9 protein-coding genes and 4 pseudogenes are annotated in these 14,336 nt (G+C 55.3%); 6 read left to right on the top strand and 7 right to left on the bottom strand.

Annotated features, from left to right (window positions below; translation table 11 throughout):
• Window positions 1-249: 249 nt before the first annotated feature.
• From AB3X94_RS40055 to AB3X94_RS40035, 5 genes and pseudogenes are all read right to left on the bottom strand, one after another.
• Window positions 250-1,248, bottom strand: a pseudogene (locus AB3X94_RS40055) (site-specific integrase).
• Entirely contained in the window at window positions 1,245-2,189 is a 945-nt protein-coding gene (locus tag AB3X94_RS40050) for a tyrosine-type recombinase/integrase (protein WP_368614354.1), read from the bottom strand. Before AB3X94_RS40050 ends, AB3X94_RS40055 begins: the two are co-directional and overlap by 4 nt.
• Window positions 2,186-2,407 carry a tyrosine-type recombinase/integrase gene (locus AB3X94_RS40045; RefSeq protein ID WP_312883708.1) on the bottom strand — a complete coding sequence of 74 codons (222 nt, stop codon included), beginning with the start codon at window positions 2,405-2,407 and terminating at the stop codon, window positions 2,186-2,188. The genes AB3X94_RS40050 and AB3X94_RS40045 overlap by 4 nt, the downstream gene beginning before the upstream one ends.
• Before the next feature lie 105 nt (window positions 2,408-2,512).
• On the bottom strand, window positions 2,513-3,319 hold the full coding sequence (locus AB3X94_RS40040; RefSeq protein ID WP_368614353.1) for an IS5 family transposase: 807 nt from the start codon (window positions 3,317-3,319) through the stop codon (window positions 2,513-2,515).
• Window positions 3,320-3,790: 471 nt separating this feature from the next.
• Window positions 3,791-4,698: pseudogene (locus tag AB3X94_RS40035) on the bottom strand (IS110 family transposase); the annotation flags it as partial.
• A gap of 2 nt (window positions 4,699-4,700) precedes the next feature.
• Here AB3X94_RS40035 and istA point away from each other — a divergent pair.
• From istA to AB3X94_RS40005, 6 genes and pseudogenes are all read left to right on the top strand, one after another.
• Window positions 4,701-5,301, top strand: a pseudogene (istA, locus tag AB3X94_RS40030) (IS21 family transposase); the annotation flags it as partial.
• Between the two features lie 851 nt (window positions 5,302-6,152).
• The gene (locus AB3X94_RS40025; RefSeq protein WP_368594228.1) at window positions 6,153-7,235 is read left to right on the top strand and encodes a saccharopine dehydrogenase; all 1,083 of its coding nucleotides are present in this window, start codon (window positions 6,153-6,155) and stop codon (window positions 7,233-7,235) included.
• Window positions 7,225-8,481, top strand: a complete 1,257-nt coding sequence (locus AB3X94_RS40020) for an ATP-grasp domain-containing protein (protein WP_176112086.1) — start codon at window positions 7,225-7,227, stop codon at window positions 8,479-8,481. The genes AB3X94_RS40025 and AB3X94_RS40020 overlap by 11 nt, the downstream gene beginning before the upstream one ends.
• Before the next feature lie 304 nt (window positions 8,482-8,785).
• Window positions 8,786-9,958 (top strand): pyridoxal phosphate-dependent aminotransferase, encoded by a 1,173-nt coding sequence (locus AB3X94_RS40015; RefSeq protein WP_368594229.1) that lies wholly within the window; start codon window positions 8,786-8,788, stop codon window positions 9,956-9,958.
• A gap of 52 nt (window positions 9,959-10,010) precedes the next feature.
• Window positions 10,011-11,006 (top strand): aldo/keto reductase, encoded by a 996-nt coding sequence (locus AB3X94_RS40010; RefSeq protein WP_176112084.1) that lies wholly within the window; start codon window positions 10,011-10,013, stop codon window positions 11,004-11,006.
• Window positions 11,007-11,202: 196 nt separating this feature from the next.
• A pseudogene (locus AB3X94_RS40005) lies at window positions 11,203-12,279 on the top strand (IS630 family transposase).
• Between the two features lie 475 nt (window positions 12,280-12,754).
• On the opposite strand, the gene AB3X94_RS40000 reads toward AB3X94_RS40005, so the two are convergent.
• On the bottom strand, window positions 12,755-13,744 hold the full coding sequence (locus AB3X94_RS40000; RefSeq protein WP_368594230.1) for a ribosome-inactivating family protein: 990 nt from the start codon (window positions 13,742-13,744) through the stop codon (window positions 12,755-12,757).
• A 289-nt stretch (window positions 13,745-14,033) separates the two neighbouring features.
• On the bottom strand, window positions 14,034-14,336 hold a 303-nt coding region (locus AB3X94_RS39995; RefSeq protein WP_368594231.1), incomplete at its 5' end, for an integrase core domain-containing protein.

Below are 14,336 nucleotides of genomic sequence, written 5' to 3'. Positions count from 1 at the left end.
CACTTCCATACTGCTCCAGGCGGCTGGCCTGCCATGCCGGCGGTTCGGCAGTAGACCACCGTGCTGCCTGAACGTCAGGCATTGACGTCAGCCATTCCCCCCACTACCGCTTCAGCGGTTTAGTACAGGCGCCACTATCTTCCCTGCCGGACTATGTCGGGCGATATCGATGAGAGTTCATATTGGCCCACGGATTGCGCGCCTCAGAACAGAAGCATCGCCCCGATCGCCCAACATAGTTTCGTGAACCTACAGGCTATTCAGAAAGGCGAGCAGTTGGTCTGTCGGGCGGAAGCGCCCCGCCTTGCCGCGTAGCGGCGACATCTTCGCAAGGGCCTGCTCCTTCATTGCAAGCGTCGCCTCGAGATAGATCTGCGTTGTTTCTACCGATTCGTGCCCGAGCCACAACGCAATCACTGAGCGAGGAACGCCCGATTGAAGAAGGTCCATAGCCACCGTATGCCTCAAGCAGTGGACTGTGATCCACTTCTTGTTCAAGGAGGGACACACTCTTGAGGCCGCTTCTCGATGTTTGTTTAGCAGATACTGCACGCCGTGAACACTGAGACGTCCTCCCCTGGCGTTCGGAAACAGCACATCACCATCACCGCGCTGCGGCTCATGCAATCAGGATTTCAATACGGCTCGCGTGGACCTCGTGACCGGCGTGCAGCGTTCCTTACGGCCCTTGCCGATTACGCGCACATGAGCGCCGGCACCCAGAACGAGGTCCTCACGTTTGAGTCCGGTCATCTCGGATAAACGCAGGCCGGTCTGCGCAGCCACCAGCAGGAAGGCATGATCGCGTCGGCCGGACCAGGTACGTTGATCTGGCGCGGCAAGGAGTGCGTCGACCTCCGGACGGGTCAGGAAGTTGACGAGCGTGCGGGTGAAGCGCTTGCTGGGAATGGCAAGCACGCGCTGAATCTGTGCGGAATGCTCCGGGGCTTCGAGTGTTGCGTACCGGAAGAACGAGTGAATTGCCGTGAGGCGGAGATTGCGGCTGCGGACGCTTACGTCATGGTGCTTCTCCAGGTCGTCCAGAAACGCCGCGACCAACGGGGCGTCAATGTCCCTGAAGTCCATACCTGACGGCGGCTTGTGCAGGCGTTGCTCGGCGAACCTCAGAAACTGGCGGAAGGTGTCTCGATACGAGATGATGGTGTGAGGACTGGCCTGCCGCTGCTGCATCAGGCGCTGTATAAAGAAGCGTTCCAGAAGGGGAGCAAAGCTGGCAGACGTGTTCATGAGCGGTTCTCCCAATGCCGCTCGAGTCGGCGCATCGACTCGCGCATGAGTTCCGGCGAAGCGTTGAGGTACCACTGCGTATCGGCCACATGGACATGACCGAGGTAGGCCGACAGGATGGGCAGACGACGCTCGGGGTCCTGTCCGGACCGGTACCAATGTAAAAGCGTTCTCGTCGCAAAGACGTGCCTCATGTCATGCAGCCGTGGCCCGTGACTGTCGAATTCGCCGCGCAGCCCAATCTGGCGGGAGAGTCGATAAAAGGCGCGATGAATCTCGCTGTTGTCCAGCCGGTTTCCCCTGTTGGAAACGAACATGTAGGATGACACGGTTCGCCCGGACCAAAGACATTGCCGGCGTGCAATGTAGGTGGCCAATACCTTGCAGGTCGAAGCATGTAAAGGCACGAGTCTCGACTTGCCGAACTTGGTGCCGCGAATCGTCAATATTCCTGTCGTCCGATCGACGTCTTCAAGCTCAAGGTTTCTGACTTCACCCAGACGCATACCCGTTACGCTGAGGAGCCCGAACAGGCAATGATACGTCCATGGCTGCAGTTCATCCCGTTGGAACCTGCATGGCATATGAAGTGCTGCGTCCAGCAGCGCCCGGATCTCGCCGTCCGAATATAGATATGGTCGTGCCCGCGTCGGCCGAAACGGAAGTAGGCCCTGCGCTGGGATCTGGGTGCGTGGATCGGTTGCACTGCGATAGCGCGCGAACAAACGGACAAAGCCCAGCCTCTGTGCCCAGCTTGCGGGTCGCTGGTGTGATGGTTGTTGAGCCCATTCGAGAGCGAGCGATTGCGTGATGTACGAGGCACGGCGTTGTTCGATGAAACCGACAAAGTCGCGCAATCCCTTGTCTGCCTCATTCAGCTTGAATCCCAGGGCACGTCTCACGGTGACGTACTCCTCGACTGCTTGCCGAAGCGTGTTCATCGCACACCTCCTGGCCATGGCACGGCCAGCGTACGCAGCGCCTTGATATCGACCTTCGTGTAAATCCTCGTGGTCTGTGGATGCCGGTGTCCAAGGAGTTCGCCGATCTCGCCGAGCGACGCACCGTGGCACAGCATCTCGGTGGCCAATCCGTGGCGAAACTGGTGTGCTCCCATAGTCGGCGCATCAATGCCGGCGCGCTGGAGCGAATGACGCACAACGGAGCCGACCGCACAAGCGCTCCGAAACCCGGTGAACGGAGCTCTTGAGCGCAAGAATACCCGCCGACATGGGCCGGACGGTCGATCACGACTTAGAGGGTGTTAGCAACCTTGGATAATCGCCGCAGCATGAATGAGCATCAACATTGCGAAGACGACGAAATGAAGCCCTGCAAGCGTCTGCGGAAGTCGCTCGTAATCTCGTGTGAGCCGCCGAAAGCGGTTCAACCAGCCAAAGCTGCGCTCGACCACCCAGCGACGCGGCAGGAGGACAAAGCCTTTTTTCGCCTCCGGCAGCTTGATAACCTGCAGTTCAATGCCATCATCACGCGCGGCCTGCGCCGCATCCTCCCCTGTATAGCCTTGGTCAGCGAATGCCACCTTCACTGTCTGACCCGTTACCTGCTGAACCTGGCGGGCAAGCTCGGCAACCTGCGCTCGCTCCTGCTCGTTGGCCGGCGTAATGTGCACAGCCAGCAGATTGCCCAGCGTATCGACCGCCATGTGTACCTTGCTGCCACGCTTGCGCTTATAGCCATCGTAGCCCGCACGCGGGCCGCTTTCGCACGTGGACTGCAACGTGCGTCCATCCAGGATAACCGCGCTGGGTTGCCCCCGGCGCTCCTGGGCGATACGCAGCACCGAACGCAAATCGCTAACCATCGCCTCGAAACAACCCGCGTTCAGCCACCGTTCTGTTTGCTGATAGACCAGTTCCCACGGCGGGAAGTTGGTCAGCAGCATACGCCACGAGGCACCGGCTCGCGCCATCCAGCGCAGCGCGTTGAACATTTCGCGAATTTCGTATCGGCGTTGCGGTGCCTCTTCGTTCATCAAGGTCAAGTAAGGAGCGGCGAAGCTCCATTCTTCGTCCGTCAAATCAGTCAGGTATGGCTTGCGTGGTGTCATCACACCACGATACCAGGTCCAACTGAAAGTTCATAACACCCTCTAGGCCGTGGATAAAATTGAAACAATGTAGCCAATAACGGTTAGCCATTCGCAAAACAGATAGGCTTGGCCGCGCATCGTCAGCGACGACGCGCCTCCGGTGCACCACGCGTCAGTGTGGTATCTACCATGTGAGACGTCCGGTTTCGGTGCGCGTTAAGCTGCGCGATTTTTGGCGAGCATCAACTTGGTCGGCAGGCCCAGCAGAGGTTATCCTGTCCGCCCTTGCAGCGTGACGACTGATCAATATGGCTTGTCGTCGCGTTGCGAGTGGCATTGGGTTTCTCACGCTTTCCCGGAACCGATGAGACGATGAACCGGTGCGCGTGGCGATTGGTGTGAGCGCCGATGTAAATCTATCGTCCCCTCCCTTTTTGCAACGCTGATTCTTGACGTATCCGGCGTAAACGTTCGGGGGCGCATTTCGCCTCATCCTGCATTGAACGTCGTTTGGTGCATCGCCAGTGCCCAGGCGGTGCGCGCCAGCTTGTTGGCCAGCGCACAGGCCACCACGTTGGAATGTCGACGCATGAGCATCGAGCGCACCCAGGCGGCCAGCCGTCCGGTCTGTCGGTCCAGGCGCTGCATGTAGGCTCGGGCACACTGCACCAACAAGCGCCTGAGATTTTTGTCCCCGCGCTTGCTGCTGTCTAGTAGATTGGATCGACCGCCTGTGCTGTACTGCCGCGGTACGAGGCCAACGGCCGCGGAAAAATCGCGACTGCATCCTTATTGCTGGCCATCGCCCGTCTCCGCTGCAAGTACACTTGTGGTAATTGGGCCCACGCCCGGTATGCTCAGCAGACGCTGGCCGAGATCACCGTCGGCTAGTTGCAGCCGGATCTCCTTCTCAATCTCGTCGACCTGCCCGCCGAGGTATTTGAAGTAGGCGTGTAGACCTTGCAGCGTGCTGACCACATAGGGCGGCAACATATGTTCGGCAAGCATGGCCCGCACGCGCCAAATAACTGCCAGGCCAGTCGGTAGCCCGATGCCGAACTCGAGCAGAAAGCCATGCATCTCGTTCACGGTCTTGGTACGGTCGCGTACAAGAGATTCTCGCACCCGATGCAGTACCGACAGCGTCTGTTGGGATTCCGTCTTCGGCGTCACGAGGCGCATCGACGAACGCGAAGCTGCCTCACAGATCGGCTCGGCATCCGCAAAGTCGTTTTTGTTACTCTTGACGAAAGGCTTCACAACTGCGGCGAGATCAGCTTAACCTGATGGCTAATATCAGCCCGCTTGCGAGCGACGTAGTGCGCGCCGGCACAGGATTCCATGACCACTATGCACGCGTGAAGTGTCGCGAAGAATTCGTGCAACTGTTTGCGGCTCGCCGCACTGGATTCCGGCGACGGTGCTGCTTGGAGAACTGCGCGATGCCGGTTATGAAGGCGGCATCAGCCAACTGAAGGCATTTCTAGCGCCGCATAAGCACGCCGAAGCGGAGCCGGTGGTTCGCTTCGAGACGGCGCCGAGCAAGCAGATGCACGCCGACTTTGCGGTCATTCGCAGGGCCGCGTGCCACTGCCGGCGTTGGTGGCGACGCGTGGCTACAGCCGTCCGAGCTTCGTGCGCTTCACCGCCGGCGAGGATGCGACGACCCTGTGCGAGTGCCTGCACGAAGCGTTTTTCCACTTTGGTGGAACGCCCGAGCAAGTGCTGTTTGATAACGCGAAGTCAGTAATTGTCGAATGCGATCCCTTCGGCGAAAGCCAGCATCGATGGAATGCTCAGTTGCTTGCACTGGCGGCAACGTACGGCTTCACACCGAAAGTATGCCGCCCCTACGGGGGGGCAAGACCAAGGGCAAAGTCGAACGTTTTGAGCGGCATCTGAAGGAGAGTTTCGTAGTGCCGCTGGCGGCGACCCTGAAGCAATCGGGCCTTACCTTGGATGATGTCGAGGCAGCGCATGCGCATATCGGGCGATGTCTTTCAGTCGCTTCTTCTGACGGCGAAGTCAATGCTCGATCAGAAAAGGCGTTCTGAGATATACGCAGAGATGCAACCATCTGCAGCGACGACGGAGGTTATTTGATTCCGTTCTTCGCAAACAAGGTTAGCGCACGCAGAAGCCACGTGAAGGATACAAAAACAATTTCCAGCGCACCAGAGCTTGGAGGCGGGCGAGCATATCAACGATGGTGCTTCGGGGATTGATGATCTCTTCGACGTTAGCAGGATGGTTGTACTGGTGCCATTGCCGCGCTCACAACGTTCTCAAACGTCGCGTCTGCGACAAAACTAAGCATGTTTGTCGTAACGGCGACACCCAGAATTCTACAGTCCGCAGGAACGCAAAACTCGCCGGAAGGCCGAATCGACTAGCGATTCGCCGACTCGTGCGAATTTGGCACAAAATGTGCACAAGAGTGGTCCGCGTGGACACAATTCCGTCGAGGCATAACGCGACAGAAGAAGACAGTCCACACCGACAGCTGAGCACATGTTGCCCGTTTTTGCAGCGCGGTGCTTGGCCAGCAAAATTGGCAATCTACTTTCACGTTCAATTTAAAGGGAGTACGCAGTGTCTCCACTTTCTATAAGTCGCCCTTCCGGAAAACTACTCTGTCTGGTGAGTGCACGTCGGTATGCCAATACTACTGGCGCGGCTCAATGAGTTCATTTACAAACACGAGGCAAGATTACACATTAACTGTGTCGCTTCGCGAGAAGAACGTAAATCGTGCGCCAAGCCGGAGTTATCGGAGGGTGTCTGGGTGTCTGTCATAGCTGTAGTCGAGCTTCACGATAGGCGTAATTTTCCACTGGCTCAAGAGGGCTTCATGCACTTCTGGCTTCGATGCGAAACCAAACATTTTGAGCGCCGCACGCCGCTTATACCGATTCATGCAGCGATGCTAGTCAAGAAAGGGATTAGAGTCACTGTAGAGCAATCTCCGATGCGGTGCTTCTCTGACGTACAATATGAAATGGTCGGTTGTGAGATCGTAAAGCCGCAGACTTGGCAATACGCGCCTCCAGATGCGTACATCTTAGGATTGAAAGAGCTCAGTGAAGATGTCAAGGAGATCCGGCACACCCACATCTATTTCGGCCATGTCTTCAAACAACAGATGCGCGCGGGTGATCTGCTTGACAGGTTCATTCGAGGCGGTGGAACACTGCTCGATCTTGAGTATCTTCGAGACTTTAGGGGCGCAGAACTCGTAAGCCGGGGGGTAAGTTTCTGGGCGGGCGTGTGTGGTGCTGCTGTGACCCTGGAACTTATGGAAAGAAAGATGAATAATATGGCAGAAGTATCCCTCGAGAAACCGTTCCATGGCAGCTTTGAAGATCTCGTGGAGTTTTTGGAGCGGAAGATTGAAAAGGTAAGAAGCGCGAGGATTGTCATAGCTGGTGCAAAAGGAATGACCGGATCGGGAGTACGTCACCTGATGAATGTCCTTGGTCTATGCCATGAACGGTGGGGGCGAGCGGAGACTGGTTCGGGCTTGCGTAGAGAAATTTTAGATTTTGACATCCTTTTCAACTGCATACGGTCAGACGAGACAACACCCGTACTGCTTAATCAAGAAATGCTCGTGGAACCACATCGACTTTCGATGGTTGGCGACGTAAGTTGCGACGCGGCGAGTCCATATAATCCTATACGTATATATCGGGAGCCAACCGATTTCTCAAGACCGATACGAAGATGCGGTTCAGGAGAAATCGCCGTTGATGTCGTTGCCATAGACAATGTAGCGTCGCTGTTACCTGTAGACTCCAGTTCGACAATAAGCAACGAGTTGTTTCCTTTCCTATGTGAGCTGGTCATATGCAATAACTATTTGGTCTCGCCAGCGTGGTGCACTGCACATCTCAATTTTGTGTCTAGTATTGCGAGGACGCTAAATGCAAACTAGAAGTAGGAACGTGATAGTGATTGTTAACGGATGGTATTCTGGACGATACTTGGCACCTGCTTTCGTCGGTCATGGATATGAGTGCATACACGTTAGCTCCACCGAAAGAACGTCGCGTTTTGGCTACAACCCACTCGACTATATCGCGAACTTCAGTCTTGAACGGAATACCCTGTCGGAGCTACTCGCGAAGCTCCGCGCGTATTCAGTCAAAGCAATCATGCCCGGTTGCGAGTCGGGTGTCGTGGTCGCGGATTTATTAGCTGATAATTTCACTGTTCCGAGAAATGACGCTGCAACAACGTCCGCTCGCAGAAACAAATTTCATATGATCGAAGCACTCAGAAAGACTGGTGTACCCAGCATGAGGCAGTTTGCTTCACAGTCGCTCAGCGAGCTTCTCACTTGGTACAGTGAGTCGGAGTTGGGCACGGTCATATTCAAACCAACAATGGGAGCCAGGTCGGATGGTGTCGTGCTATGTTCGAGTAACAACGACATAAAAGCCGCGTTCGCGGCAAATCATGGTAAAACCAACGTGACAGGAGTAGTAAATACCGAGTTCGTGATTCAAGAACGTCTTCAAGGTGACGAGTTGATGGTAAATAGCGTCAGCTGCGAGGGCGATCACTTTGTCACTGATATGTGGATCGGTGTCGGTGGCTTGGAAGACAGAATCTCGACAGATGACTATGCCGAACTCGTAATGCGGCGGACCGAAATTTTCGAAAAGGTCGAGAGATATGTTCTTGATACACTCGACGCGCTCGGAATTCGGAACGGCGCGGCACACTGTGAGGTAATGTTGACAGTCGATGGACCGCGACTCATTGAGTGCGGCGCGCGCCTGAGCGGCGCTCAACTGTTCGCGGCCGTCGAGGAAGCGCAAGGGTACAGTCAACTTTCTGTGACGGTTGAAACAGTATTAAACCCGGGACAGTTCCGTTGGCGAGCGAACGCATTGCGTGCGTCAAGACAAGAAGGCCTGAGGTTTGTCTACATGTGTTCCAATAGGGCTGGACATGTCATGAATAATCCGGATCTTAGTCCTTTCGCCGAATTAGCGACACTGGAGCGGATGGTTGTATTTCCAGAGATCGGCGACTATCTGCCAAAGACACACGACAGCGCCGGCCGACCGGGCTATGCCTTTCTCTTATCCAACGACAATCAGGCTCTGGAGAGAGATTATGTCCGCTTTCGAGAACTCGAATCAAAGATGTTTCAGCGGTTATTGGATGCATAGTCGACCGACTGCTGGACGCAGCTTCTCGCTGAAATGGCCATTTTTAGGAAAACTGCGTTGTCGTATGTGTGCGGCAAGTCGTTGCCCTGGCGGCCCGCGAAGCGGTACGGAACTATTGTCCAATTCGTTAGCGAGGTTGTGTATCCGGCTATCGCATTGCGAGCCAACGTTTGAAATCATCGGCCGGTCGAGGTTGATACTTCGGTTTCCTCCGTACATTATCGACCCATCCCAAGAGGTATAGACACACGCACGATCAAAAAAAGCGAGTGGAACTCGCCTCGATTTTTTAGAGGAGGTTAACTTGAAATTCGCGAATCTCGTCGACCGTTTGCAGGGCGCGCGAACGTCGGCGTGGGACATTCACAAGGCGGCCCGGCGCGCAGCCGCTCGGGGCGAAGACGTGATCGTGCTCAGCGTCGGCGATCCCGACTTGCCAACTCCCGCTCCCATCGTTGACCGTGCCATTTCCGCTCTGCGCGACGGCGATACACATTACACCGGCGGCGTTGGTCGAGACAATCTGCGTGAGGCGATCGCGGCAGAACATCAGGCCGACACGGGCCGTCAGGTGACCAAGTCGAATGTGTTTGTCTGTGCCGGCGTTCAGAATGGGTTGTTCGCGTCGTCGCTCTGCGTTTGCGGGCCGGGCGACGAAGCGATTGTGCCTGAGCCGATGTATCTGACGTACGAAGCGGCAATCCGTGCTTCGGGCGCCACGCTCGTGCCCGTAGCGGTGGACGCTGCGAATGGCTTCCATCTGGACTGCAAGGCGCTTAAGTTCGCACTCAGTGCGCGCACACGCGCAATCTTCTTCGCGACGCCCTGCAATCCGACTGGCGCGGTGATGTCGCGTGAGCAACTTGAACTCATCGCTGCGCTGGCGCGCGAGCGGGATTTATGGGTCGTCGCTGACGAGGTGTATGCAGACCTCACTTTTGAGCGCGACCACACTAGCATCGCCTCTCTGGAAGGCATGGCGAGCCGAACGATGACGTTGGGCAGCTTTTCGAAGTCGTATGCAATGACCGGTTGGCGCCTAGGGTGGGTTATCGCACCGGAACCAGCGATCGGTCATCTGGGTCGACTGGCACTTTGTATGTCGTATGGACTACCGGGTTTTATTCAGCAAGCCGGCGTGGCGGCGCTTGAACAACGTCAATCCGTCATTGCCCAGATGCGAGAACTATATCGCCGTCGGCGTGATGCGGTTTTTCAACGCCTGCATGCCGTCCCAAATGTGAAATGTCTGCTTCCCGAGGCGGGCATGTTCATGATGATCGACATCCGCGAAACGGGACTGAGCACATATGACTTCACTTGGAAACTCTTTCGAGAGAAGGGCGTTTCTCTGCTGGATGCCAGTCTCTTCGGTCCTACTGCGAATGGCTTCGTGAGACTAGGACTGGTGGTGGATGAGCAGAGACTGAATGAGGCGTGCTATCGAATCGAACAATTCGTTCGTGAGCAGTATTGATATTTGGCTAGACTTATTGAAAATTGCCATCCGGTCAACGGGAGGAAGATCTATGCAAATACGCAAACTTGGACGGAGCAACTTGAAAGTCTCTGCCCTCGGCCTTGGTTGTATGAGCATGAGCGCCCTATACGGGCCGCCGGGCGACAAACAGGAAATGATCAGCCTCATCCGAGCAGCTTATGAGCGCGGCGTTACGCTGTTTGACACAGCCGAATCGTATGGGCCGTTTATCAATGAAGAGCTTGTCGGAGAGGCATTGCAGCCAATCCGCGATCAGGTGGTTATCGCCACGAAATTCGGCTTCGACATCGACATGGCGACGGGTGAGCGCAGGGGCGGTACGAACAGTCGGCCCACACATATCAAGGCCGTGGCGGATGCCTGCCTGAAGCGCCTGCGCACCGACCGTATTGACCTCTTTTATCAGCATCGCGTCGACCCTACTGTTCCAATTGAGGATGTTGCCGGTGCGATCAAAGACCTTATTGCTCAGGGCAAGGTCAGGCACTTTGGGCTGTCGGAGGCAGGCGTGCAGACGATCCGCCGCGCCCATGCCGTGCAAACTGTGACAGCCGTCCAGAGCGAGTATTCGCTATTTTGGCGCGGGCCGGAAGGAGGGCTATTGTCGACTCTGGAAGAATTCGGGATTGGTTTCGTGGCGTTCAGTCCTCTAGGCGCCGGTTTTCTGACCGGCAGGATCGACGAAAATACCAGACTCCATCCGACAGACTTTCGCAATTCCGTCCCACGGTTCTCGCCGCAAGCGCGCAAGGCGAATAAGGCACTGATCGAGGTGCTGGAGACTTTCGCTGTAGACAAGAACGCCACGCTGGCACAGATCGCGCTGGCGTGGCTGCTGGCACGCAAAAGTTGGATCGTACCAATTCCAGGCACAACGAAGCTGCACCGCCTAGAGGAGAATCTTGGCGCCCTCGACGTCGATTTGACTGAGGAAGACGTGAGCCAGATCAGTGAGAGAATCTCGAGGATCGAGGTGAGAGGCGACCGATTGCCCGAAGCAATCTTAAAGGTGATAGGACTTTGACTTGGGGGGGCTCCACAATCAAGCATACTGAATGTTACCACTGACCGGCATATTCGAGCCATTCCCGGATCGGCGTAATCGAGCGACACATATTGCAAACCATCATGATCGGATCAGGCTAGTGTTCCGTCCCAGAAATAACTTTACGTAAATCCAGCGTGTTCTATGATCGACTCATGGTGTGTGGGAGACGATCATGGGACGTAAGGGAATCGAGGTTGTCGTGTCCCATCTGGAGCGAGAACAATTGTTGTCAATGAGCCGTTCGTGTTCGCTGCCTCATTCTCTGGTGCGCCGAGCAAAGATCGTCCTGATGGCAGCGAACGGCCATACGAGCCGGGAGATCGCGGTGCAATGTGAAGTCACTTCTCCTGCGATCACGCATTGGAAGAAGCGCTTCGTCGCGCAGGGGCTCGCCGGTCTGCATGACGAAGCGTCCGGGGTGGCCGCGCGCGCACGGCGATGAAACGGTGGCCGAGCTACTGGCAAAGGTGCTGCACGAGAAACCGGGTGGCGCAACGCACTGGAGCGCGCGTTCAGCTGCTGCGCAAACGGGCATTTCGAAGAGCTCGGTGGCCCGGTATCTGTCGCTGTTCGGTGTGCAGCCTCATCGCTCGAAGAGCTTTAAGCTTTCTACCGATCCGTACTTCGTCGAGAAGGTGCGCGACATTGTCGGCCTGTATCTGAGTCCGCCCACCAACGCGCTGGTGCTGTGTGTCGACGAGAAGAGCCAATGCCAGGCACCTGAGCGCTCGCAGCCAGTGTTGCCGATGGGTCTGGGCTATCTCGAAGGTGTGACGCACGACTACATCCGGCATGGCACAACAACGTTGTTTGCTGCGCTCAATGCGGCGACCGGCGAGGTCATCGCACAATGCAAGTCGCGTCACCGGCATCAGGAGTTTCTGGCCCTTCTGAAGCACATTGATCACGCAGTTCCCGAGGATCTTGACGTGCATCTGATCGTCGATAACTACGCTACGCATAAACACCCGAAGGTCAAGGGATGGCTGGCGAAACACGAGCGTTATTACATGCACTTCACGCCGACTTATTCGAGCTGGCTCAATCAGGTTGAGCGCTGGTTTGGCATGATCACGCAGCAGGCTATCAGACGCGGATCCTTCAGAAATGTGCGCCAACTGATCACCAGCATCGAGCGCTATGTCGAACGCTACAACCACCACAACCGTCCATCTTGACCGCAACCGCCTATCCCATCCTTCAGAAAGTGGCTCGGCTATGTAAAGTTATTTCTGGGACGGAACACTAAGTGGTTTTAGCATATGTGTCGCTCGGTCGGACCGGCTGCGTGCTACGTTGCGGATGCCTGTTTGTCTGTAACACTGCGACGCCTCCGCTACTTCGCCACTATCACGGCCGCCACGCGCGCCTTCGGCACCGTTGGCGTCTCAAATATGGTATGCAGCAAGTCCAACGTGACGAGCGCGGTGCTCGGATAGCTTGCAAGCGTCAACTTGACCTTGCTACCGGAAAATTCTGTGAATCGCGCATATTTCCCGCCAAACGCGAGACCGGAGGCCAACACCACGCCAGCCATCGAAATGGAAAGAACTTATTTTTTGACCCACAATTCGCACGTCCGCTAGAAACTTAAGAAATGCCGGACTGAAGGCCCGGTAGGTGCCGCAGTTGCCGAATTGAAACGATCGTGACCTACATAACGACCCCTGCAAAAACTACTGAACGCGATCGTTAATAGAAGGGATAGAGCTGTTGATGCGATATTATTTGCTCATCGTGGATGAAATCATTCCAAAAATGTCTCTGACGTCTTTTACTGGAATCGGGTCCCCGTAAGACGCACCGATTTCTGTTGCGCCTCCCTTAACGCTACGTATCTCGTCACTTAGTCGCCCCCACCGTACAGTTCTCTGTGAATCTTCGGCACTTAATCGATAGGGAACGTAAGCATAACGGCCCAATGCAGCCCCAGCAAATTTCCCTTGAATACTGCGAAACCTTATCGCCTCTGATAGCACTGTTGCGTATGAAAGCAAGGCCATTGCCTCCGCTTTGTTTATCGTCTTAGTCGAAGAACCATGTTTCATTAGTTTCTTGTACCCATCCTTTAGTGAATTTCTATCGATTGACAAATCCGTCCTATCCTCCCTTATCCCAGCAATCCTTGTCAACGAGAGGTAGCCAGACTCTACTGCCAGATTTACCGTAGAATTTACCAGCCGCCGTGGCGCATTCACCTGCACTCTTCCGCCGGCCGAGCCTGCAAAATCAGAGAATCGGTAAAACACGCGCCCAACGATGAATCCTGTTAAGTACAAGTCAGATGGCTTCATCACCAATCGAAGATCCGGATTTTGGTCTTCGCGATCAACTCCAATTATTTCAACTACATCTCCCTCGACGATATTTGACGCATCTGGCCTCAATTGATACAATATTCTCCCGACGGGAATATTCGGGAGCGACACAGGATCGCCCAATGCGACTCTGACCGCATTCAAGGAGTTTACATATTGTCGTTGGTCGCCAAAATCGACCCTCAATTCGGCGGCATACAAAAATGAACAGATCGAAAAGCACCACGAAATTAAAATTGCTTTTGGTAATCTTCCCATCAAATGTCCAATGCTATATCGCGTCATTAAAAGACGGAATTCGCGAGTATTGATGCGCCCACTCATAAGCGCGAAGTTGGTCGAATCCATATAAAACGCCCCGTTTTTTAACCAAGAGATGTCATAAATGTGGATCATCGATTTGTGGCATTGAGTCGCCGCACACCATATCGCCTTTTAGGCACAGATGCATCGACTATCCATTTTTGTGCAGACAAGGCTGAATTTCCGCAATTTACCCATATCGACACTCCCATGAGATTAGCCTGGACCATATAAGCGAAATCCATGCCGGCAAGCCAATGCCAAATACCAACTGGAATCTGTAAAGCCCTTAGTGCCCATGCACCGACAGCAACGTAAGCGTGCTTGAGCCTTGCAATTACTGACCTTGCCCCTGTTTGACGTATCCCATAGCCGAGGGAATTCAGGCGGCTCGGTGGGCAGCGAGCCAGTTCTTCTCGAACGTCATAGGGCTGACGTAATCGAGCGTCGAGTGTAGCCGATGGGCATTGTAGAAACCCAGCCAATCAACGTTTTCGTCCATCACCGCGCGCCGTGTGGCGAAGTGCCGACCATGCAGGCGACCGACTTTCAGCGAAGCCCACAAGCTTTCGGTCGGCGCGTTGTCCCAGCAATCGCCACGGCGGCTCATCGACGAACGCATGCCATATGCTTTCAGCGTGTCCTGAAACAGCCCGCTGCAATACTGGCTGCCCCGGTCGCTGTG

The organism is Paraburkholderia sp. BR10923 (assembly GCF_040948765.1).
GTDB lineage: Bacteria > Pseudomonadota > Gammaproteobacteria > Burkholderiales > Burkholderiaceae > Paraburkholderia > Paraburkholderia youngii.
The sequence above is the reverse complement of the archived record's forward strand: the minus strand, read 5'-3'. Positions and strand labels throughout refer to the sequence as shown.

Coding starts and splice junctions, on each gene's coding strand:
- AB3X94_RS40050 (WP_368614354.1), bottom strand. CDS start 2,189: ATGAACACGCTTCGGCAAGCAGTCGAGGAGTACGTCACCGTGAGACGT.
- AB3X94_RS40040 (WP_368614353.1), bottom strand. CDS start 3,319: ATGACACCACGCAAGCCATACCTGACTGATTTGACGGACGAAGAATGG.
- AB3X94_RS40025 (WP_368594228.1), top strand. CDS start 6,153: ATGCACTTCTGGCTTCGATGCGAAACCAAACATTTTGAGCGCCGCACG.
- AB3X94_RS40020 (WP_176112086.1), top strand. CDS start 7,225: ATGCAAACTAGAAGTAGGAACGTGATAGTGATTGTTAACGGATGGTAT.
- AB3X94_RS40010 (WP_176112084.1), top strand. CDS start 10,011: ATGCAAATACGCAAACTTGGACGGAGCAACTTGAAAGTCTCTGCCCTC.
- AB3X94_RS40000 (WP_368594230.1), bottom strand. CDS start 13,744: ATGATCCACATTTATGACATCTCTTGGTTAAAAAACGGGGCGTTTTAT.